This is a genomic window from Nostoc sp. NMS4 (genome assembly GCF_017115095.1).
Taxonomy (GTDB): domain Bacteria; phylum Cyanobacteriota; class Cyanobacteriia; order Cyanobacteriales; family Nostocaceae; genus Nostoc.
This window is the reverse complement of sequence record NZ_JABXKI010000267.1, coordinates 1-23,500: the sequence shown is the minus strand read 5'-3', so window position 1 is coordinate 23,500 and position 23,500 is coordinate 1. Positions and strand designations below refer to the sequence as shown.

Annotated in this window: 18 protein-coding genes and 2 pseudogenes; 14 read left to right on the top strand and 6 right to left on the bottom strand. The window is 41.5% G+C overall.

The features are described 5' to 3' along the window. The first annotated feature begins 10 nt into the window (after positions 1–10). Complete coding sequence (locus HWQ37_RS24875) at positions 11–811, top strand: DUF928 domain-containing protein (protein WP_292752260.1); 801 nt, start codon at positions 11–13, stop codon at positions 809–811. A 195-nt stretch (positions 812–1,006) separates the two neighbouring features. Here HWQ37_RS24875 and HWQ37_RS24870 read toward each other — a convergent pair whose 3' ends face one another. Continuing rightward, the gene (locus tag HWQ37_RS24870; protein WP_292752257.1) at positions 1,007–2,032 is read right to left on the bottom strand and encodes a GGDEF domain-containing protein; all 1,026 of its coding nucleotides are present in this window, start codon (positions 2,030–2,032) and stop codon (positions 1,007–1,009) included. Positions 2,033–2,973: 941 nt separating this feature from the next. Continuing rightward, positions 2,974–3,173, bottom strand: a pseudogene (locus HWQ37_RS24865) (heavy-metal-associated domain-containing protein). Positions 3,174–3,630: 457 nt separating this feature from the next. Here HWQ37_RS24865 and alaS point away from each other — a divergent pair. From alaS to HWQ37_RS24830, 7 genes are all read left to right on the top strand, one after another. Beyond that, positions 3,631–6,330: an alanine--tRNA ligase gene (alaS, locus tag HWQ37_RS24860; RefSeq protein ID WP_292752255.1), complete on the top strand. Its 2,700-nt coding sequence runs from the start codon at positions 3,631–3,633 to the stop codon at positions 6,328–6,330. A gap of 353 nt (positions 6,331–6,683) precedes the next feature. Further along, positions 6,684–7,919: a tryptophan synthase subunit beta gene (gene trpB, locus HWQ37_RS24855; RefSeq protein ID WP_292752252.1), complete on the top strand. Its 1,236-nt coding sequence runs from the start codon at positions 6,684–6,686 to the stop codon at positions 7,917–7,919. Between the two features lie 31 nt (positions 7,920–7,950). Beyond that, a complete protein-coding gene (locus tag HWQ37_RS24850; RefSeq protein ID WP_292752249.1) occupies positions 7,951–9,108 on the top strand; it encodes a class I SAM-dependent methyltransferase in 1,158 nt (385 codons plus the stop codon). Between the two features lie 282 nt (positions 9,109–9,390). Then, positions 9,391–9,678: a hypothetical protein gene (locus HWQ37_RS24845; RefSeq protein WP_292752246.1), complete on the top strand. Its 288-nt coding sequence runs from the start codon at positions 9,391–9,393 to the stop codon at positions 9,676–9,678. Between the two features lie 429 nt (positions 9,679–10,107). After that, positions 10,108–10,638, top strand: coding sequence for a CAP domain-containing protein (locus HWQ37_RS24840; protein WP_292752243.1), 531 nt, complete (start codon positions 10,108–10,110; stop codon positions 10,636–10,638). Positions 10,639–11,004: 366 nt separating this feature from the next. After that, a complete protein-coding gene (locus HWQ37_RS24835) occupies positions 11,005–11,553 on the top strand; it encodes a CAP domain-containing protein (RefSeq protein WP_292752240.1) in 549 nt (182 codons plus the stop codon). Between the two features lie 89 nt (positions 11,554–11,642). Then, positions 11,643–12,272 (top strand): ribonuclease H-like domain-containing protein, encoded by a 630-nt coding sequence (locus HWQ37_RS24830; RefSeq protein ID WP_292752238.1) that lies wholly within the window; start codon positions 11,643–11,645, stop codon positions 12,270–12,272. 668 nt (positions 12,273–12,940) lie between these two features. Here HWQ37_RS24830 and HWQ37_RS24825 read toward each other — a convergent pair. Next, positions 12,941–13,387, bottom strand: a pseudogene (locus HWQ37_RS24825) (rhodanese-like domain-containing protein); the annotation flags it as partial. Between the two features lie 1,049 nt (positions 13,388–14,436). On the opposite strand from HWQ37_RS24825, the gene HWQ37_RS24820 reads away from it, so the two are divergent. Together HWQ37_RS24820 and HWQ37_RS24815 are read left to right on the top strand one after the other, a co-directional pair. Beyond that, positions 14,437–15,156, top strand: coding sequence for a response regulator transcription factor (locus tag HWQ37_RS24820; RefSeq protein WP_292752235.1), 720 nt, complete (start codon positions 14,437–14,439; stop codon positions 15,154–15,156). Between the two features lie 186 nt (positions 15,157–15,342). After that, positions 15,343–16,329, top strand: coding sequence for a protein rep (locus HWQ37_RS24815; protein ID WP_292752232.1), 987 nt, complete (start codon positions 15,343–15,345; stop codon positions 16,327–16,329). A 55-nt stretch (positions 16,330–16,384) separates the two neighbouring features. Here the strand turns inward: HWQ37_RS24815 and HWQ37_RS24810 are convergent, their stop codons facing one another. After that, entirely contained in the window at positions 16,385–16,900 is a 516-nt protein-coding gene (locus HWQ37_RS24810; protein WP_292752229.1) for a 2OG-Fe(II) oxygenase family protein, read from the bottom strand. Positions 16,901–17,195: 295 nt separating this feature from the next. Here HWQ37_RS24810 and HWQ37_RS24805 point away from each other — a divergent pair, with 295 nt between their 5' ends. After that, entirely contained in the window at positions 17,196–17,513 is a 318-nt protein-coding gene (locus HWQ37_RS24805; RefSeq protein ID WP_292752226.1) for a hypothetical protein, read from the top strand. 206 nt (positions 17,514–17,719) lie between these two features. Here HWQ37_RS24805 and pdxA read toward each other — a convergent pair whose 3' ends face one another. Then, positions 17,720–18,832 carry a 4-hydroxythreonine-4-phosphate dehydrogenase PdxA gene (gene pdxA, locus HWQ37_RS24800; RefSeq protein WP_292752223.1) on the bottom strand — a complete coding sequence of 371 codons (1,113 nt, stop codon included), beginning with the start codon at positions 18,830–18,832 and terminating at the stop codon, positions 17,720–17,722. A gap of 206 nt (positions 18,833–19,038) precedes the next feature. Between pdxA and petM the strand changes: the two genes are divergently transcribed. The 3 genes from petM to HWQ37_RS24785 all read left to right on the top strand — a co-directional run bounded on the left by petM (position 19,039) and on the right by HWQ37_RS24785 (position 21,594). Continuing rightward, positions 19,039–19,143 (top strand): cytochrome b6-f complex subunit PetM, encoded by a 105-nt coding sequence (gene petM, locus HWQ37_RS24795; protein WP_292752220.1) that lies wholly within the window; start codon positions 19,039–19,041, stop codon positions 19,141–19,143. Between the two features lie 267 nt (positions 19,144–19,410). Then, positions 19,411–20,409 (top strand): SDR family oxidoreductase, encoded by a 999-nt coding sequence (locus HWQ37_RS24790; protein ID WP_292752217.1) that lies wholly within the window; start codon positions 19,411–19,413, stop codon positions 20,407–20,409. A gap of 267 nt (positions 20,410–20,676) precedes the next feature. Then, positions 20,677–21,594: an NAD(+) kinase gene (locus HWQ37_RS24785; RefSeq protein ID WP_292752214.1), complete on the top strand. Its 918-nt coding sequence runs from the start codon at positions 20,677–20,679 to the stop codon at positions 21,592–21,594. 356 nt (positions 21,595–21,950) lie between these two features. On the opposite strand, the gene tnpC is transcribed toward HWQ37_RS24785, so the two are convergent. Then, the gene (gene tnpC / locus HWQ37_RS24780; protein ID WP_292752211.1) at positions 21,951–23,432 is read right to left on the bottom strand and encodes an IS66 family transposase; all 1,482 of its coding nucleotides are present in this window, start codon (positions 23,430–23,432) and stop codon (positions 21,951–21,953) included. Positions 23,433–23,500: the final 68 nt, after the last annotated feature.

Sequence of the window (23,500 nt, the reverse complement as noted above, 5' to 3'; positions counted from 1 at the left end):
TCAGGTTTCTATGAATTCAAATTTACAACCGATAAAACTGTTTTTAGTAGTAGCCTTTAGCTGTACAAATTTATTAGTTAGTCTGACTCCAGTATTGGCGAAACCAACCCCTAATCGCTCTGATGCTAAAACGACCCCTGCTCAAGTCACAACCTTTAATCAACCTCCAATTCCACCCGGCTCCCCTCCTGGAGGTCGCGTTCGTGGTGGTGCGAAGCGCGGGGAGCCTGGATGTCCTACTTCTAAAATTGACTTGACTGCTTTAGTACCTTCTACTGAAGAACCCAACTCAGTGATTAATGTCTGGGGACAAACAACAGTAGAACGCCCAAGTTGGTTTTTCTATGTGCCATATACCAAAAATTCGCCTTATGCAGTTGAATTTGTGCTGCAAGATAGTGACGCTAACGAGATTTACCAAAAGGCGATCGCTCTACCGGATAAGCCAGGAATCATCCGCGTTTCTTTGCCTAGCAATACTCCCGCTTTAGCAGTAGACAAACAATATCGCTGGTTTTTTAGTATTAACTGTGATCAGCAAAAGAATTCGCCCCCAACTTTTGTTGAAGGGGTAATACAACGAATCGAACTGAATCCAGCTACACTCAAAGAATTAGAAACGGCAGAACCTTTAAAGCGCTATGCAATCTATGCCCAAAAGGGGATATGGTACGAAGCACTGACGACCTTAGCTGAACTGCGTCAAAAAAATCCTCAAGATGCAGCGCCCAAAGCAGAATGGCGAAATTTATTAGGTAGCATCCGCTTAGATGATGTTGCCGGAGAACCCATTCTTCCAGAAACACCTTAGCTCGACTTTATCCATTTTTTTCACAACGCGATCGCTATCGCTGAAACCTCTGTGGGACGGTAGTTTTACTTTTTTAACTTCATCGATAATCTGTGACGTATAAAAAGTATTTGCCAAAAAGCTAGGGTTTTTGCCGGATAAAGAAAACCGAGTTCTTAATTTTGGATCAAGTCGAGCTGAGAGTAAGCTAGATTTTCAAGAAGAAACAGCTTTCAAATGTGAGCCATGATGAGATAAGTACTTCGAGTTAATCACCCGATTACGCCCAGAAGTTTTAGCTTGTAACAGACATTGATCGGCACGATTTAGCAGACTCTCTCCTTTCTCATCATCCTCAGCTTGCAGAGAGGCTGTACCCAAACTAATAGTGATATTAATTGTTAGTTTATTGTTGAGCGCAAATGGTTCGTCGCTGACTACGCGATTGAGACGACGGGCTACTAATAGTGCTTCGTCATCGGTAGTGTTAGCTAGAAGTATTACAAATTCTTCGCCACCATAGCGAAATGCTGTATCTTGACAGCGCAGATTGTGGCGCAAACGCTGACATAATATTTGCAAGGTGCGATCGCCTACTAAATGCCCGTGAGTATCGTTAACTCTTTTAAAATGATCTACATCCAGAATAATCAAACTCAGGGAGGTTTTTTGAGTCCTGGCTCTTTGAATTTGTCTGGGTAAGTCCCATTCTAAAGCCCGACGATTATTTAATTCTGTTAAGGAATCGGCTAAGGCGATCGCAGATAACATATCATTTGTCCGAATCAAATCTCGGTATTTTTGTGCTTTCCGCAAGCCAACTGTCAATTGAGCAAGTATTAGTCCATGATTGGCTGTCAACTCTGCAAGGCTATGGTCTGTTTTTTCTTCAGTAAGATGCCAAATATATGCATCGGCTCCTTGCTTTAGGGCAGCAGCACTCATTTCCAATTCTCTGTACCAACCCTTATTTCGATCGGTAAGCTGCTGAGAACGATCCTCGAAGAGGATACAGTATATCCACGATAGTTTTGTCTGATCTTTCAACCAATTGCACAACTCGATGCTGCCATCTAGACTAGCTTGCACGAGTATTATATCGGGAGGTGTTGTTTTAATCTGTGACACTGCTTGATTCAAATTGTCTATAACTTCTACATTAAAGGCAGTCGCATAACGGATCTGATCTGGAAGTGTGGCGATAAAGTTATTTTTTCCAAAGACCAGAATAGAAATATTCATTGCTTTATTTTAATCCTAATTCAAATTTTAAATAAAACCACTTGAGTAACTTACTGCTTTTGTCGTCCTAATGCTAAATATGATGGGTTAGGTTGAGTTATATTTCTTGATATATTATTTTCTGAACGCCGATTTTACCGTGAATTTACAAGTTTAATCTCCTTTTAGGGCTTTATCAGGATTTATACTTACTATTAAAGTTTCTGAAATATTCACTTATGACAACTAATGTCTTCTTTACACGTTGTTTTTAAAACAGTAAAAACACTGAATATTATTTCGAAGTATAAAAACTATTCTTAAGTGCTATTTCCATAATGGAATTACCAAATTAAATACTTTGTAATAATTTTTATATCGTCCAGAAAAATTTCTTCCAAAGTAGAAAAATAAAGAAAATATAAAGTTTTTTAATTGAATTACAAAACCAAGTTTTTTTTCATTGCATTAAAAATAGTATTTCCCATAGAGTATCTCACCCTTTTTCTTAATGAAATAGGGCTTTATCAAGTATCAGTAAAGGGGTTAAATGTCAAAAAAAATGCAAATGAAATAGACAGCAAAACTACCTCCTGTTATGAGCAGTAGCTTTCTGAAATTACATACACTACAATTAAATACAGAATTTTTAGGGTAAAAATTCACAATTTAAGTGAAGTATTAACCTAAGTTTTACGATGGATTTGCCGGATAAATAAAATTCTCTGCTTACGCTTTATCTGTGTTTGTCTATTTACTTAATTCACATCTTTTTTTATTTGCTGCAACATCATAAATCTAGAAAAAAGCTAAATAAAAACCTGATGTCAAAACAAACCTACCCCTAATTTTGGGAAATTAGTTCGATTCCGTCCGTAGAAGGACAGAAAAAACATAAAAAAATTTTGTTAGCGTCGCTTGAGATATTAAAATCTAAAGTTCTGTGAAAAGCTAGAACCCAATCAATAACCTTCTACAGCGTAACCAGCAGCAACAATTACCTGTGTGATTGACTCCTCAGAAGCTTCGGACTCCACCGTGACAGTTTTAGCGTTAACATCTACATCAGCTTGGTTTCAGGTTCGATAATGTGGATACACTCAGTAATTATTTCTGCACATCCCTCACAAGCAATATTTGATACTTTCAGTTTTAGTGCCATTTGCTACCTAAGTATGCAAATTTTAAAGTATTTCTTAATGATTAATCTTAACCATCGAAATGGTACGTCTAGGACGGTCAACACCTACGCGCATCCTACCAGAGTTAGGTTATTGGTGTAAAAGCGTCCTAATCAGTGCATTTTGCTCATCCACTGGCACAATTCGTTGGCACTAATATGAAACAAAATGCAAGAATATATAAAGCCTATTTATGAAAATACATCTACCTAGTACAGCACGGCGTAAATAAACCACCCATTCCAGATTAACCAAACGCTTATGCTGTATTCATTTTGAATTTTGAATTTTGAATTTTGAATTCCGCCTTGCGGTACTAGTGCCTTTATGCATAATTCGTAATTCGTAATTCGTAATTACCTCAAATGGGTGGCTTATTTGCCCCGTGATGCACTAGTGGCGCTACGCCCAAGTCTAAAGTCTAAAGTTAAAAAACCTATGTCTTCAAATCCCCAGTACCTAAGCGGTAACGAAATTCGCAACATATTTCTCGACTTCTTTGCCCAACGGGAACACCAAATTCTCCCCAGTGCCTCCCTTGTGCCAGAAGACCCCACTGTGCTGCTGACGATCGCGGGGATGTTACCATTTAAGCCAATATTCTTAGGGCAGCGCACACCAGAATTTAAACGGGCTACGACTTCGCAAAAGTGTATCCGTACCAACGACATTGAGAATGTCGGACGCACCAAACGGCATCACACGTTTTTTGAGATGCTGGGCAATTTTAGCTTTGGTGATTATTTTAAAGAACAAGCGATCGCTTGGGGTTGGGAAATTTCTACACAAGTCTTTGGCTTTTCTCCCCAAAATCTCGTCGTCAGCGTTTTTGAAGATGATGATGAAGCCTTTGGAATCTGGCGAGATCAAATCGGTGTGCCGGTAGCGAGAATTAAACGCTTGGGTGAAGATGATAACTTTTGGGTATCTGGGCCGACTGGGCCTTGTGGCCCTTGTTCGGAAATTTATTACGACTTCCACCCAGAACGCGGTGACGAAAATATCGATTTAGAAGACGATTCCCGATTCATCGAGTTTTACAACCTCGTGTTCATGCAATATAACCGGGATGCTTCCGGGAATTTAACGCCACTGCAAAACAAGAACATCGACACCGGCATGGGTTTGGATAGAATGGCGCAAATTCTCCAAAAAGTGCCCAATAACTACGAAACTGACCTGATTTTTCCAATTATCCAAACGGCAGGGCAAATTGCTGGTGTTGATTACCACAGCAGTGATGAAAAAACCAAAACTTCCCTAAAAGTAATTGGCGATCATATTCGCGCTGTTATCCACATGATTGCTGATGAAATTCGCGCTTCCAACGTGGGACGCGGTTATGTGCTGCGGCGGTTAATTCGGCGGGTGGTGCGTCATGGGCGATTAATTGGGATTTCTGGCGAATTTACTACCCAAGTTGCTGAAAGTGCGATCGCACTTTCGGAATCAGCTTACCCCAATGTGCGCCAACGGGAAGCAGCAATTAAAGCTGAGTTGCAACGGGAAGAATCTAATTTTCTCACAACTCTGGATAGAGGTGAAAAACTGTTGGAAGAGACTATCGCTGAGGTATTTTATTCATTACAACATGATCTATCATCTCCGTATTCTCCAACAGACCCAAAAATTTCTGGTCTGGATGCCTTTACTCTCTATGATACCTATGGCTTCCCTTTAGAACTGACGCAGGAAATTGCAGGAGAAGCGGGGCTAGGGGTTGATGTTGAGGGATTCAATACGGAAATGGAAAAACAAAGAACCCGCGCCAAAGCAGCACACGAAACCATCGATTTAACTGTGCAAGGTTCCCTCGACAAATTAGCAGAACACGTCCAAGTCACCGAGTTTTTAGGCTATACCCAATCGGCGGCGACGGCAAAAGTAGAAGCAATTCTGGTAGAAGGTGTATCTCAAGAAGAAGTATCAGCAAATGAATTAGCTGTTACGGAAGCAATGACAACAATACAAATAGTCCTTGACAAAACGCCATTTTATGCTGAATCCGGGGGACAAATTGGCGATCGCGGTTATATCTCTGGTGATGGTATTGTTGTTCGGGTAGAAGACGTGAAGAAAGAATCTGATTTCTTTGTTCACTTCGGACGCATCGAACGCGGTACACTGCGCGTAGGCGATCGCGTCACCGCCCAAATCGATCCAGCTTGCCGCCGTCGCGCCCAAGCTAACCATACCGCAACGCACCTATTGCAAGCAGCGTTAAAGAAAATTGTCGATGATGACATATCTCAAGCAGGTTCTTTGGTTTCCTTTGATAGGTTGCGCTTCGATTTCAACTGTCCCCGCGCCTTGACAGCAGAAGAAGTCCAACAAGTTGAGGAACAGGTAAACACTTGGATTGCTGAGGCGCATGCTGCCAAGGTAGAAGTATTATCTTTAGCCGAGGCGAAAGCTAAAGGTGCTGTTGCCATGTTCGGGGAGAAATACGGCGAGGAAGTGCGGGTGATTGACTTTCCTAGCGTATCAATGGAACTATGCGGTGGGACTCATGTAAGTAATACTGCTGAAATTGGCGTATTCAAGATTATCTCGGAAGCTGGCGTAGCTTCTGGAGTGCGGCGGATTGAAGCTGTTTCGGGGCCGGCAATTTTAGATTATCTGAATCTGCGGGATAAAGTAGTTAAAGATTTGAGCGATCGCTTTAAAGTTAAACCCGAAGAATTACCAGAGAGAATCACAAGTCTGCAAAGCGAACTGAGAAATAGCCAGAAGGAATTAGAAACCTTGAAGGTACAATTAGCGATCGCTAAATCAGACAGCTTGCTACAAACAGCCCAAACCATAGGTGGCCATAAAATTATTGTCGCCCAATTAGAAGATGTCGATCCAGAATCATTAAAAACCGCAGCCGAACGCTTACTGCAAAAAATCGGTAACGGCGCAGTGGTGCTGGGTTCTGTTCCCGAAGAGGGGAAAGTTAGTATAGTTGCAGCTTTTAGTTCAGAAGTGAATAAAAAAGGTTTGCAAGCTGGTAAATTTGTAGGTGCGATCGCTAAAATTTGCGGCGGTGGCGGCGGTGGCAGACCGAACTTAGCCCAAGCCGGCGGACGCGATGCCAGTAAATTACCAGATGCGTTGGCACAAGCGGAAAGTGAGTTAAAATCCGCATTGGGTTAGGAAGTTCCAAATAAAAAAATATCCTATTAATTCTTGTGGGGTGGGCATCTTGCCCGCCCAGCTTATATGGCGGGCAAGATGCCCACCCCACAATATTGGATAATTTATTTCCTGGAGTTCCCTTAACCAAGCCGAACGGGAACTCTTAAAATAGGGGAAGGATTTTAGGCGTTGCATATTTGCGGGATGATTCAGCAATTTCCAAAATTCCCCCCGCCTCCCTGCCCGGTTACTGAGCGTAGTCGTTGGCGAAGCCTCTGCCTCAGCAGAAGTATGCCCCCCTGCTTCATTCCCCAGATATGCTTCAGACTTTTCTATAATAATTAAGTGATTCCCGTCATCAAAAATAGCCTGTGACTACCACTCCCCTATCTCCAAGTTCAACTGCTCAGGTTCCAGATACGTTAGGCCGCTTCGGACGCTTTGGCGGTAAGTATGTACCTGAAACACTTATGCCAGCCTTGGCTGAATTAGAAACAGCTTATCAGCAATACCGTAATGACCCTGGTTTTCAAGCCCAACTACAGCAGTTGTTACGAGACTATGTAGGACGTGCGACACCATTGTATTTTGCTGAACGCCTAACTGCTCATTATGCCCGACCCGATCGCACCGGGCCACAAATTTACTTGAAACGTGAAGATTTAAATCATACTGGCGCTCACAAAATCAATAATGCCCTTGGTCAGGTATTGTTGGCGAAACGTATGGGTAAGCAACGGATTATTGCCGAAACGGGTGCTGGACAACATGGAGTTGCTACAGCCACAGTTTGCGCTCGTTTTGGGCTGGAGTGCGTAATTTACATGGGCGTTCATGACATGGAACGCCAAGCTTTAAATGTGTTCAGAATGAAACTCATGGGGGCAGAAGTGCGTCCAGTGGAGGCGGGAAGCGGAACTTTGAAGGATGCTACTTCTGAAGCAATCCGAGATTGGGTGACAAATGTGGAAACGACTCACTACATCCTGGGTTCAGTAGCAGGGCCGCATCCTTACCCAATGATGGTACGTGATTTCCATGCCGTAATCGGCGAAGAAACCCGCGCCCAAGCAATGGAAAAATGGGGTGGATTACCTGATATTCTCTTGGCTTGTGTCGGTGGTGGTTCCAATGCGATGGGACTGTTTTATGAGTTTATGAATGAGCCTTCTATACGCTTTATTGGGATTGAGGCAGCCGGAGAAGGTGTCAATACTGAAAAACACGCCGCAACCTTGACAAAAGGGCGAGTTGGTGTATTGCATGGAGCCATGAGCTACCTGCTGCAAGATGAAGATGGGCAAATCATTGAGGCACACTCAATTAGTGCGGGGTTAGATTATCCCGGTGTGGGGCCAGAACATAGCTATTTAAAGGATACTGGTCGCGCCGAATATTATAGTGTGACGGATGCAGAAGCTTTGGCGGCATTTGGGCGATTGTCGAAATTGGAAGGGATTATCCCGGCATTGGAAACAGCCCATGCGATCGCTTATCTCGAAACCCTCTGTCCCCAGTTAACCGACAGTCCTCGGATTGTCATTAACTGCTCTGGACGCGGCGATAAAGATGTACAAACAGTAGCCAAGTTATTAAATCCTGCGTAAATATACCTTAAATTTCTGAGAGAAAGCAATCATGGATCAACAATTCCGACACGCTATGCTACCGCAACCCACTCACGACGAGTTGGCACGCCAAAAGTTTGTGGAAAGTATGAAAAGGCACATTTTCAAGAATATCATTCCTGCTAATAAAGAAGTTTATGAAAAACTAGCCAAGCCGAAATTTGAACAAGAACATCAACGTCCTCCCCAAAATCGTTATGAAATTCGGGAAGTAATGCAGCACGAACCCTATTACCACTGGACTAGTGCCTTGAAGCGCATCAACCAGGAAATGTTATGGGATGCTGTAAATGCCAACGTTGACAGACAACTGCCAGAGTTAATTGAGCGTGCCAAAGATCGGGGTGATGAACTGGGTACTTTAACCCTCGACCCAAATTTTCAAATACCTGCTCATCAAAAGGCTGTAGACATTCACTGTATGCCCGGAGGATATCACAGTGAATTCACTGCTGATGATGTCGCCGCCGGTGCAACCTACGATCGCGGCGCTTACGTTTATGGACTCGGTTGGTTGGGGCCGCTCAACGATGATATGGGGCAATCTATAGTCCAAAATTACCTTTTAGCAGAGTATCCCAACTTTAAACCGAGAAAAATCCTCGATATGGGATGTTCTATCGGCAATAGCACATTACCTTATGTAGATGGTTTCCCAGATGCAGAAGTGCATGGCATAGATGTAGGCGCATCTATGTTGCGTTACGCTCATGCAAGAGCCGAAGACTTAGGAAAACGGGTACACTTCTCTCAGCAAAATGCCGAACACACTAATTTCCCCGACGAATCATTTGATTTAGTGGTTTCTCACATTTTGCTGCATGAAATCCCGCCGTCATCTGTGCGTAAAGTTATGCAAGAGTCTTATCGTCTCCTGGCTCCTGGTGGCATGATGATTCATTTGGAGGCACCCCTGTATCATCACATGGATGTTTATGCACAGTTTATGTATGATTGGGAAACCGCTAACAACAACGAACCTTTCTGGAGTGCTGTACGCGATTTAGATTTAGTGCCGCTAGTTACTGAGGCTGGTTTTTCAGCAGATAAGACATTCGAGAAATTTGTGCCGAATGGGGTATGGAAAGCAAAAGAAACTAATGGTATGTTTCAAAATCGGAACTCAGCCACCCAAGGCACTTGGTTTGCGGTTACTGCAACTAAGTAAGCTGAGGAAGTTATCGAACAGAATTCAGGAGTCAGGAGTCAGAATTCAGAATTAATTCTGTACGACTGGTGGATGAATAAGGGACTTCCAAATAAAAAAATATCCAATTAATTCTTGTGGGGTGGGCAACATGAGCGCCCAGTCCATAGTGCGGGCAAGATGCCCACCCCACAATATTGGATAATTTATAGCAATTCGTAATTCGTAATTGAGAAAGTCAGATTATATCTGGCTTTTCTCCTTTTCTGTGTCTAGTCTTATTTTTGGAGAATTGGTATTAGGATGACAAAAATAGCCAAGGGTAAACGACCTGTTTACTTAGAAAATCCGCAAACTGATAAATTATTCGCGATCGTTATGGCTTTGACTGGTGAAGTGTCCGTGCTGCATGAGCGGCTAGACACCATTGAACGGTTGCTAGAGATTAAAGGTATTTTATCGGTTAGTGAGATTGAAGCTTACGAGCCGGATGTAAAAGTAGCCAAGGAACGGGAAGAGTGGCGTGCAGAATATATTGCACGGGTGTTGCGCGTGGTGCAGGAAGAGTTAGAAACCCTCAAACAAAGCTAGTTGAAATCACGCAGAGATTTTGCTGAGTCAACCTAGTCTATTTTTATCTTACATTCCGTATCTTCAACTGTCGCAATCGGTTTTTACTGCTTTTCATACGTAAAAAAAGCTATGTAATATACTTAGAAACAGTAAAATAGCTGAATTTTGAAGATGAATAAGCATAATCTGAAACTAAGGAATTCAAAAAAATCTAGTAATTACACTAACGAATGACACTTAAGTGTGGAATGTAGGATAAAAAAATCATACTAATGGTAGAAGACAAGTGTTGATTAAACAGCACCATTTTGTCGCAAGATTGTGCATTTAAACGTTTGCTAGTAGTTTTTGAACAAAAAAGCGCACAAATAGAGCTATATAGACCTAGAAGCAATTTGTCACATTGATATTAGTTGGTTAGATTGTCTAAAACTTTACTTCAGGCAAATGATCAAACCAATAATTTACAGCGTTGCTTTAGGCACTATTGCTCTCAGTAGTGGAGCGATCGCTACTCCTGTAACAAATCCAGCTTTCACGCCAATGGTTTCAGACGTATCAAATAACACTTTAAAAGTTGCAGTAAATAGCATCGATACTGCTGCTCTAGAACAGTCGATTTTTAACCAAATTAATAACTACAGAATTTCCCAAGGGCTATCAGCACTAACTCGTAATGGTGCGATGGATAATCAAGTTAGGATTCATAGTCAGAACATGGCTAATGGTAGTGTTCCTTTTGGACATACTGGATTTTCAGAACGTCTGAGAGCAACCCGTGTTTCTTACAGATCGGCTGGTGAAAATGTCGCTTACAACCAGGGATATAGCGATCCTGCCACAGTAGCTGTTCAAGGCTGGCTCAGAAGTCCAGGGCATCTTGCCAATATCAGGGGTAATTATAATCTGACGGGGATTGGTGTTGCTAAAAACAGTAGAGGTGCAATCTACTTTACACAAATGTTCATTCGCTCATAGATTTGACGCGATGTGCAACTTACAGCAGATTTCAAGTTGGTGAGGTATACAAGCTAAGTCTGTTACCCAGTTATAAAGCGTGTTTTACTTCTAAATTCTGTATTCTGAATTCTGCTGTAATATTCTGTCAGCAAAGCTTTTGCTAGATAATTCCTGAAAATCTGAAATTATCAGCAAAATTAACCGTAATTTTGATGAAGCTGACCTATTGAAATACTGACAATTGCAAATGATTGTTTGTGCTACTTGTAAAGGATGTAGCCAAATTGCCGAAGTTCATCATTACTTAATAGTATGATGGTATATATCCTTGGAACAATAGGGTAGAGTAGAAGTCTTATATCTCTACACATTACGCAATTCTCCATGTTCCGACAAACTGCTTTTGGCATCGCTTTAAGTGCGCTTGTCCTTGCTAGTGGATTAACGACTGTTCCGATACCAAATCATACTTCTACGAATACATCCACCCGTAATAAGCTGTTGTCGCTTTTTTCTAGTCAGGTTGCAATATCGACTCCCACTTTTAAAACTACTGAGCTAGAAAAATCAGTATTTGACCAAATTAATCGATATCGGGCTTCTAAAGGGCTGCCAAAGTTGACCTTAAATGCAAATTTAACTCGACAGGCAAGAATTCATAGTCAAAATATGGCTAAAGGTAAAACCCCATTTAGCCATCAGGGTTTTGAAGGGCGAGTCAAAGCTATCCCGATTCGCTACAACAGTGCGGCGGAAAATGTTGCTTTCAATCGGGGATATAGCAACCCCGTAGAGGAAGCTGTTACTGGCTGGATCAAAAGTCCCGGACACCTAAAGAATCTTAAAGGAAATTACAACCTAACTGGAATTGGTGTTGCTACTAATAATCAAGGCGAAGTCTACTTAACACAAATGTTTTTTCATACTAGGTAGATTTAATTTCTGATTATTTTGCACAATAATAATGTAGTGTCTGACAAGACTTTTGTTTGCTGGACACTGCTATTATTTTTGAACAATTGATGACATTACCAGATTTTCAGGTGAGCGATCGCGATCTCAGTGACGCAGCCCTTAGCCAGTATTTAGAATCTACCGCGATCGCAGTTGATACAGAAACGATGGGATTATTGCCACTGCGCGATCGCTTGTGTCTCGTCCAGCTATGCAATCTTGAAGGGAAAGTGACTGCAATCCGCATAGCCAAAGGACAAACTGAGGCTCCCAATTTAAAAAAACTCTTGGAAGCAGTCAATGTGGTAAAAGTGTTTCACTTTGCACGATTTGACGTGGCCACTTTGCGAGCCAATCTGGGGATTCAGGTAAGGCCGATTTTTTGCACCAAAATTGCCAGTAAATTAGCCCGTACTTACACAAATCGCCACGGACTCAAAGATGTGGTACAAGAGTTAGAACAAGTGGAACTAGATAAAAGCTCTCAAAGTTCTGATTGGGGTAACGCCGTTAGCTTATCTGAAGCTCAACTAAGTTATGCTGCCAATGATGTACGCTATTTACTGAGCGTACAACAGAAGTTAATACAAATGCTCAAACGAGAAGAACGTTGGCAAATTGCCCAAGAATGTTTTGAATTTCTACCAACGATAGTTTCCTTAGATTTGTTGCAATTTAAGGATTTGTTTGAACACTGATCTCGGCAATCCTGACTACTGACATGGATATGTCAAGTTGAAATTGATATAGGAATCCGATTTGATTCCTGAAAAAATCTAAGTATATGTAGTGCCGTGGCAAGCTTAAAATAGGGCATTAAACGTAGACGTAGGTTGGGTGGAGCGGAGCGCAACCCAACAGATATCAGGATGTTGGGTTACGCAAAGCCTCCACCCAACCTACAATTTTTTTGCAACATTTTAGCCTTGACATCCCACTACAGTACCTAATTTTGTTCAAAAATCAAATAGTAATCCTATAGATAAGCAAGTTCGTAGTAAGGACTAAAGTCATTATTTTCCAAGTACTAAAGTGCTTACTACAAACCCTCATGCTAAGTTACATCAGATTTCAAGTTAGTGAAATACACAATGATTAGTCTCAAAGCCAGGTATAAAGCTTGTTTTACTTTTGAATTCTGACTTCTGGATTCTGACTCCTGAGTTCTGAATTCTGCTCTATTTTTTGTCTAAGAGCCAACATTGGAATCATCAGTGCCTGTAGGAGGTTTAGATTCACTAGCAGCTTCCTTGAGGTTACTAGCTCCTTCTTGAATGCCTTCCTTAAGGTTGCTAGCTCCCTCTTGAATACCTTCCTTAAGGTTACTAGCTCCCTTCTTAATAGATTCTGTGGCGCTAGTACCGCCCTTTTCCAGATTTTCTTGATGGTTTTTTAGCCGATCTACAACATTGTAGTCATCTGCACCTGGGGGAGTTTTTGATTCAACAATGCCTTCTGTTGGGCCACCGATCGCCTTCCATGCAGCAAGACCACCTTTGAGTTGAGATACGTGTTCAAATCCATTAGAACGTAGTTGTTGTGCGGCTTGGGCAGTATCTTGTTCGTCCGCACCGTAAACGTAAATATCACGCCTCTTATCCAAAGAAGGTACTGCACGCTCTACCAATTCATCTGCTGGCATTGGCATTGCTCCCATAATGTGACCTTCATTGTAGGTGGGGCGATCGCGCACATCCAAGATTGTAAAAGCTGGTTCGCCCCATTCTAAACGACTCTTCAGCACATGAGCATCAGTTTGTGCTTCTATTGGTGGCTGTGGGGGAATGATGCCGCCTACTAGATTATTAACCATAATTTTTCCTTACTGACGATATTAATAGCAATTTAGCGAACTAAAGATATTAAATTGATCTTTCTCTGGTATGAGTATCCTCAAACTCTCTCCTGAGATAGACTGAGTTATTTTCAGAAATTCTACCAGTTAATAAATTGCAAATAATGCCATTTGAGAGTACATACAGAAAATATTTACTAGAAATATAATTAAATATATTTAAAGTTCATGCTTTTAATGTTTCAGTAAATTAGACATTTATAATGTTACTAAAAATCTTGGATAATATAGTAGTTGCATACTTTTTAATATCAAGCGATCGCTAATATTAATATCTCCTCAATTTCCGTCGCACTTCTGGAGTTACATCAGCTTCTTTTTGCTGTTTTTTTGCCCTAACATAGCCGTAGTTTAGATATGTTAGGACAGTATTGATTGCCCAAAGCCTTGCGCTACTAGCTGTCTGCTAAACAGCACTTTGCTATACCTTCTGATGATGCTTTCAGTCCTTGGCTTGTCATAGTCTCAGCTGAAAGTTGTAGTATAGTATATGCTTAAGAGTATAGCTATGTGTAAATGCACCAGGGTACATTTTCGTAGACCTTCTTCAAGAGAATATACCTATTGGCTAGAGTACAGTTGAGTAAGTAGGAGTTGAGAATCTAAATTGGCTGATAAGTTAGTTTGTGAGCCTTTGTAGAGACCTAATTAATCAGGAAGTGTGTTGCCCTTTTACAGTTGTAGCAATTGCCGTCGCTTCTGGATGTGTCTTTGGACTATTTGCGGTTACGGAGATGGTTTTTAATTACGCTTATCCCAAACGTAAAAACTTATTATTATACAACATAAATTCAAAATTATGCAAAACTCATGCAACAATCATAAATTTTATTGGTATGAGGATGGCTGAGGTTGTCATAAGCTTGATAGAAAATTAATTGTACACAAGTACTACACTAGCGATCGCACTCAGCAGAGACGCGCGTGAATACACTCTCAACAGAAACACGTAAAGTAAACTGGGGCAACAGCGAATCGCCCAATCTACAACAATAGGCAGCATTATTATGGTTATGGTTACTGCTACGACTCCCAAAATTCTAATTGTTGATGACGATTTCGGTGTCCGAAATCTTGTATATCGTTTTTTAAGTCGGAAATATCAAATAGAGTCGGCAGCAGATGGTAGGACTGCTTTATCGTTGTTTGAACAATTCAACCCAGCTTTAGTAATTCTGGATTGGAATTTGCCGGATGTTACTGGTTATAGCCTTTGTCAAGAAATGCAGAGTCGTACTAATGTTTTAGTGCTGATACTAACTAGTAGAACTGATGAGGCTGATAAAATTAAAATCTTAAGCGCAGGTGCTGATGATTTCATGACTAAACCATTTAGTCTTGCAGAAGTTGAAGTTAGAGTAGAAGCCCTTTTGAGGCGGATACGCTACATTAATCCCTCGCCAACACAACGTATCGTTTTCAGGCAGCTAGTAATAAATCCAGAGGGTCGAGAGGTAACACTTAACGATAAAATTCTTGCCTTAACAGCGCTGGAATTTAATATCTTACATTTTTTGGCAAGTCATCCTAATCAAGCTTGGAGTCGTCCACAGCTAATCCAAAAAATCTGGGGTTGCGACTACGTAGGAGATGGGCGGGTGGTTGATGTGCATATTGGTCAGCTTCGCAAAAAGATGGAAGTCGATCCCAGCATACCGGAGTTTATTAAAACTGTGCGGGGCTATGGTTACAAGTTTGAAGCACCCGACGAGAATACTAATTCGTAATTCGTAATTCGTAATTAATGAGTACTTGCAACATTGTTTATTAATGGAGACAAAAGAGTGCATTTATGCATGTGGTAATAATTATAAATTCTCATGCCATCTGGCTTACCTAAATACTTTTACTGAGGCTTGACCGTATAACTTGCGTTAATTTGGGACGTTGATACAAACTAATTTGGTAATTTCGTGTCTGCTCAAGCCTCAGACAGTAACTTTATTACTTTTAATATATCGTCTCAAAATAAGTTCCAACAAAATCAAAATGTACAGAGCTTATCGGAAGTTTCGCCTGTAGGTAAAATCTGGGACAAGCACAGAACCAATACTGATAAAGTCTTGCATTATTATGGAAAAGCAGAGGAACATTATTTTCAGCAGTATGCTTGGCGGATGAGAATTTGTTCCGAGTTGCTGAAGTTTCAATTGGTGCCAGATGAATCGGAAGGTATTCTTAAGTTAAAGCTATCAGATGCCCGATTTTGTAGGGTTCGTCACTGTCCGGTTTGTCAGTGGCGGCGATCGCTCATGTGGAAAGCAAGAGCTTATAAAATTCTCCCACAGGTTGTCACTGATTACCCCAAGTACCGTTGGCTGTTTGTTACTTTGACTGTAAGGAATTGCCAGATTGAGGAACTCAGGGAAAATTTGGATTCGATAAATAAAGCTTTTAAGCGATTGACTGAATTGAAGGCATGGCCTGCAAAAGGTTGGGTGAAGTCTATCGAAGTAACTAAAGGTAGAGATGGAGTCTCAGCACACCCGCATTTACATATTTTGGTAATGGTGCCGCCTTCGTATTTCAGTCATGGCTATCTATCTCATGCCAAATGGGTAGCGTTGTGGCAGCAGTGCTTACGGATTGATTACCAGCCTGTTGTTCATACTAGCGCGATCGCAAAGCATCATAACCCTTCACTACTTATCCCAGAAATTCTCAAGTATCAGGTGAAAGAGTCAGATTTAGTGGGTGATAGAGAATGGTTTTTAGAGTTAACCCGTCAACTGCATAAAAGTAGAGCGATCGCTGTTGGGGGTATACTCAGGCAGTATATGCGCGAATTAGAGGAGAAAAACCAAGACCTCATTGATGAAAGTGAAGAGACAGATGAGGTGGATGGAGAAAGTTTGTATTTCCGATGGGAGCGCAAGTTACAAAGATTTAATATAGAGTGACATCAGCGATACAATAACAGCCTCATAATCCTTACATGAAAAGGATTAGATAAGTTTAGAACTGTAGAAACTGTGGCTTAATCCGGCGAAAGGACAAAGACCAGCGATCAGATACAACCGGAAGTAGTTCATGGTGAAGATTAGAATAAAACTTGATAATCTGACCATCTTCAAGGTGATATTTATTACTATACCCTTGAGTATCAATGCAGAAAGTAGCACGTCCAATATTAACTAATGCTACCAGAGGTTCAAAAACGCGGTGGTCACGATGTCGTTTCATGCCAACACCTGGAGGATAATGGCAGAGTAAGGCAGAATTCCATCCTGGAAGAATGCGATCGCCAAGTCGATTAACCGTCTCATCCCAATGTCCTTTGTTAATTACCGGAGGGTATACTAGTATTACCTCGTTTCCAAACGGTTTGTGAGTTCGACCAAAAGCAATCTTACTAGAAGGCATTGACTTCATATTATTAGATTGATATTTAAGCAAGTCATCAAGACTTTTAAGATCGAAACCATAGTCTTCAATAGTTTCAATTTTAGCTAAATCCATTATTAAATCCATTATTAACTCCTGAAAATTTCAACTCTGCAAATCAAACTAATTACACCTACCCTCAGTGCGAAGCGTTCAAAGAAAAGATATTTAAAGTCGATTCCACTCCACGACTATTGGAGTACAACTTCTTCATTACAACTAGGCGTTAGCCTCTTTTTTCTCTAACCCAAAAGCACAAAATAATAAATACCAGTCGCCCGAAAAAAGATGACTGGTATTTATAAATTGCCTTTACTTGAAGCTAATAAATAGCTTCGATGATAAAGTTATAAAATTTCAAAATAGATTGGCAAAAATAGCAATGACTGATCCAAAGCCTATTCGCACAGTTCGTCGGGGAAGAATATTCCCTGATATTCAGTGGTCAGAAGAAAAAAAAGCTCAATGGAAAGCTGAACAAGAGGCATTTTACCAACGCTGTAAAGTTATTTTTGACCGAGTTCAGCCAGAGTTAATCAAAAGTCACTACAACTGGTATATGGCTGTTGAGCCTGAAAGTGGAGATTATTTCATTGATACAGATGAATTAGCTGCTATAAATAAGTCTCGCCAGCATCACCCGAATACTCCGGTGTTTATATTTCAGATTAATGAAACAGGAATAGCTGGCACAATATGATTCAAGGCAGCTTTGGTGATGAGGAACTGCTATTTTTTGAAATAGATTTTAGAGTCGTTGAAACGAATAATTAAATTTTAACTAGCCAGATAGAAAGCGTTTTATTTTGATTTCTTTCTTACCAATTCCGTGGGCTTCATACCAGATCACAAAGACGCGATAAATCGCCGTCTCTACAAAGGACTGATTCTTGTAAAGACGGCGATTTATCGCGTCTCTTGCCTTAACCGAACCGTATTGACTGCCAACCTTTGACTAACCAACTCAGCCGCTAAATGTATCGCTGCTTTCATACTCGTAGCATCAGCAATTCCCTTACCCGCAATATCAAATGCTGTTCCATGATCGGGTGAAGTCCGAACGAAAGGAAGACCAATGGAAGTATTAACTGCCCGATCAAACGCCATCAGCTTTACAGGAATTAAGCCTTGGTCGTGGTAAAGTGCTAAGTAGCCATCAGCAGGATTTTTTACTAAAGAATTTCCATACCAAGCTTGACCAGGTTTAACCCACATTGTATCTGGCGGTATCGGCCCATCTAACTGCAATTGTGGACGTTTTTGCCGCTCTTGCTCTAACCAGGGAATTAACCAATCTTGTTCTTCATGTCCAAGTTGTCCCTGTTCGCCACTGTGGGGATTTAAACCTGCGATCGCAATTCTCCCTTTATCTATACCAAAATCCTTCTCCAAACACTCCACCAGTAAATCCAATTTCTGTGTCAGCAACTGCGGTGTCAACACATCGGCTACTTGACGTAAGGGTATATGTGTGGTAGCAAGTAAGGTGCGGAGTGTCCAACCAGTATGGGGCGATCGCGCTACAAATAACATCCCAAAACGGTCAACACCTGATTTTTCTGCCAAAAGCTCTGTTTGCCCTGGATAATTATACCCTGCGGCTTTCCAGGCAGATTTAGCGATGGGTCCGGTGACAATACCATCAAATTTACCAGCCAGTGTTTGAGCGATCGCATATTCCATATACGCAAAACTAGCCGCACCACTCGCTGCATTACCTATTCCTGAAATAATTTCACCTTTAATTTTCCCATCCACTTGCACATCAATAACTGACAACTCATCTGGATTTGCCAAAGGTGCAAAATTCTCAGTTAAATTCAGTTTGCGATAAGTTTCTGCCAGCAAATCCCCGTTACCCACCACAGTAACGTCATATTTTTGACTAATTTCTGGATCTGCGAAAGCTTTCAAAATCACCTCCGGCCCAATCCCTGCCGGATCTCCCAGCGTCAGCACCAAACGCGGACGATTTTCTTTTACAAAATTTATTAAACTACCTTGATTATTTTGATACATAAAATCTCTTCATAATTATTATCATTAAATTTTCCCAATTTCCCCATCATCCTTTTGGTAAGAGTAGGGATTGCCCCCCGAACCAGTAGGGATTACCTGCTAAACTAGTTTAAAATTATTTACACAGGTCTAATCCTACAGCAACTATTGAAAAGCTTCTGTTAGACCTAGTTTACACACCACTTTGCATAAGGAGAATCACACTAATGGGCGGCGAAATTTTGAATGCAGCTCTATTGTCTTTTGGTTTAATCTTCGTGGGCTGGGCATTAGGCGCGTTGTTACTAAAAATTCAAGGCACAGAAGAATAATTGAGTGCTGAGTGCTGAGTGCTGAGTTAGGAGTTAGGAGTTAGGAGTTAAGAGTTAAGAGTTACTATTTTCCCCATTCCCTACTCCCTACTCCTTACTCCCTTTTTCATCAAAATGAGAAAAAAGCTTGTCCATTAACCGGACAGCAATTTTCTCATAAATATATCTAAATAAATTGATTTTCTGAGAAAAGATGTAAACTTTTGTTTGCATAGGTTATTCTGATAACATTATTTTCATAAAACATTAAAATTTATTACAACCCTCATGACATTATTAATCGTCGGTGCCACTGGCACCTTAGGAAGACAAGTGGCTCGTCGTGCTATCGATGAGGGATATAAAGTACGCTGTCTTGTCCGCAGCAGTAAAAAAGCAGCTTTTCTTAAAGAATGGGGTGCAGAACTCGTCCCCGGAAATTTACGTTACCCCGATACCCTAGCGGAAGCTTTAGTTGGTGTAACCCAAGTTATTGATGCCTCAACCTCTCGCCCTACAGATTCACTGAGTATCAAACAAGTAGACTGGGAAGGCAAAGTAGCATTGATTCAAGCAGCAAAAGCAGCAGGTGTAGAGCGTTTTCTCTTCTTTTCGATTTTAGATGCTGATAAATATCCAGAAGTGCCGCTAATGGAAATTAAGCGGTGTACAGAATTATTCTTGGCTGAGTCAGGCTTGAATTATACCATCTTGCGACTAGCTGGGTTTATGCAAGGGTTAATTGGTCAGTATGGGATTCCCATTTTGGAAGCACAACCAGTTTGGGTAACAGGTAATTCTTCTCCTATCGCCTATATGGACACTCAGGACATTGCTAAGTTTGCGATCCGAGCATTGAGTGTACCAGAAACGGAAAACCAAGCTTTTCCTGTAGTCGGTACTCGTGCATGGAGTGCAGAAGAAATTATCAACCTGTGCGAACGCTTATCTGGAAAAGATGCCAGAGTAACGCGGATGCCAATAAACTTACTGCGTGCTGTGCGGGGCATAATGCGATTCTTTCAGTGGGGATGGAACGTAGCAGATAGACTAGCGTTTACAGAAGTATTGGCTAGTGGTAAACAGTTAAATGCTTCAATGGATGAAGTCTACACAGTGTTTGGTTTAGACCAGCAACAAACCACAACCCTAGAAAGCTATCTACAAGAGTACTTCAGCCGAATAATGAAGAAACTTAAAGAGGTAGACTACCAGAAAAATAAAAATAAAAAGCAGAAACCTAAAAAAACTCCTTTTAAGCAATCTTCAAAAGCCAATAGTCAATAGTCATTACGAAACAGTCACTTAGTCGTAAAATTCTAGACTCTGGATATTTGACCGTGCCAATTTTAGATTTTAGATTTTTTTGGTTCATGTCTCAACGCACTTGCTCTACTTGAAGATAACTGAAGACCTCAGCCGCTTCCCCTGGTGGGTGAAATAAATCCAAAATCCAAAATCCAAAATTGTTTGACTCTAGATTAATGACTAGATGACCAAAAATGTGTAAGGATTACATAATACAGAGCATCGCCTAAAATTGGATATTTGAGTGTGCCGAAAGCAGGCATTATCTACAATGACATTAAACCGATAGCGGGCCGTGTCGCTATCGAGTTGAAAGACAAGCTAACCGCAGCCGGTTGGAATGTATGTATCACATCGAGTATTGGTGGGATACTGGGCTACCCTAACCCGGAGAGTCCTGTGTGCCACACCCCCATTGACGGTCTGACACCCCCTGGTTTTGACTCAGATATGGAATTTGCAGTGGTATTAGGGGGAGACGGCACTGTTCTGGCAGCGTCTCGTCAAGTAGCCCCTTGTGGTATTCCACTATTAACAGTGAACACCGGCCACATGGGATTTTTGACAGAAACTTTCCTGAATCAATTGCCTCAAGCACTAGAACAGGCAATGGCAGGTGAGTATGAAATTGAAGAACGAGCTATGCTCACCGTCAAAGTGTTTCGGGATGATTCAGTGCTATGGGAAGCCTTATGCTTGAATGAAATGGTGCTGCACCGGGAACCTTTGACCTCTATGTGCCATTTTGAAATTGCCATAGGTCGTCATGCGCCAGTAGATATTGCCGCAGATGGTGTGATTGTTTCTACACCTACTGGCTCTACAGCTTACTCGTTGAGTGCTGGCGGCCCAGTGGTAACTCCTGGCGTACCTGTTTTACAGCTAGTACCTATTTGTCCCCATTCCCTAGCTTCTAGAGCATTGGTATTTCCAGATACTGAATCGGTCAACATCTACCCAGTCAATATTCCTCGGCTGGTGATGGTAGTAGATGGTAATGGAGGGTGTTATATCTTACCAGAAGATCGAGTATATATGGAGCGATCGCAATATAGTGCCAGATTTATTCGCTTACAACCGCCTGAGTTTTTCCGAATTTTGCGAGAAAAATTAGGTTGGGGTTTGCCGCATATCGCTAAACCAACTTCGGTAGAATTGCCATAGATATTGGGCATTGGGCATGGGGCATTGGGCATTGGGCATGGGGAAAGAGAAGGCAGGAGGCAGAAGTTCTTTAATCTTTAATTTTGAATTGATTGCTCCCTGTCTCGCTACCACTAACAGCACTTTGCTATAAATAGGTCAAATAGGTCGGTCGTTTCAGCCTTTTACAAACTGCAAAAAGGTAACTGAAAAATATACCCGCTATTTTGGTAATCGTTCATGGGGGTAAATTATTGCTGAAATCCCGCAAAATCTAATGTGTGAAGAGTTACAGCAATTAAACACACAAGCAGATCCATCTGGGGTAACAGTAAATAACCTCGTAAGACAGATGATGTATAGGCAGCATTTATTACTTAATCAGCAGCAGGAACTAGGGGAACTAGGGATGGAGTTGGTTGACGCTTACGCGTAGCACTCACAGATGCAGTCATAAACTCCAAAACATTCCGACGCTGAGATTTAAGGGTAGTCACAACAGTCAACATTCTTTGCACAAAGGTACTACCAGCAAGGGATTGAGAACCAAAACTAGTACGTCGCCAGATTACAGCCGGACGAATAGCACGTTCAGCAGCATTATTTGTGGGTTCCACGCCTTCAACCTGGACAAATAACCATAAAGCGGGTTCAACCTTTAACAGTTGGCGAGAAGTGCGAACAGTTTTTGCCAGTGGCGTTTTCTCTTGAGAGCCAATCTCATAATCTGCCGCCTGTTGTAAAGTAGATTTGAGGGAGTGACGAATTGGTTCAACTGCCAGTTGAAAATCACATCGAGTTAAAGTTCCATCTCTGACTTGATACCAAAGCTCAAATAACTTTTCTTGTTTTTCCAGAAGTGCTGTGCCAATTTCTGTTGATACCCCTGTGCGCTCTTGAATTTTGATAAACTCACGTTTCAGGTGCGCCCAACACAGTTGTCGCTGCTCAATGCTTACCCAATTGTATGCTCCGTAACGATCTGAGTTTAAAATTCCATTAAAGGTTTCACCTAACAAATCAAGAGCTGCAGATGTACAGCGAGTTAGTGTAATTTGAAAGAACGTGACTAATGGTGTCACTGCCACCCACAGCCAAGCTTGACTTTTTTTGGCGTTGCATCCATCCATATTTCCTTGAGAGAAGCTTGTTTCATCTGCTCCTACCACCGCCGCATTCTGAACATAGGTTTTCGCTTCTTCTACCGCCAACTCTAGGGCAGTACTCGCCTCCATTCTCAGTTTATTGATTGTTCCCAAGCTGATTCTGATGTCAAATATTTCCTCCATTGCTGTTTTCACCATTCTCTGACTATGGCGATACAGTCCGCTTAACACCGCAACAAGAGCTACCACTTTTGTTCCATAATGATTTGGCTCTACATCTGCTGGCAATTTTGCTCTTGTACTTTTACCACATTCTAAGCATTCGAGTTGATGTAATCGATGTTCGATGATGATTGGTTTGATTGGTGGTATCTCTACATACTGGTGTCTGATTGGGTTGTCATCTTCCCCCTCTAAATGATTTCCACAACCACTACACAACTCCGGTTTGTGGTTTATTACCTCAGCACATTCCGATTCTGGGTAGAGGACTTTTTCAAATCTTTGATGCCCTGGTTGTCCCCCTACCTTCTTTTCACTCTTTTTCTTTTCTGCTTTCTTTTCTACATTGAGTGGGTCTGTTGATGGTGGTAATGATGAGTTCTTTGATGTTCTGTTCAGTTTTTCTTCTAATTCTTGTATCAACGCCTTCATCTCCTCCATCCTTCCTTTGACACTGGATGGAGTCTTTTCCCAGTCCGATTCCGGTACTTCTGTTCTATAGATGTGGCTGATCAGGCTGATTTTCTTCATGCCCTCTAATCTACCATCTCTCTGTACTTATTTTTCCTGGTAGCTTAATTTCCCCCGTGAACGCTTAC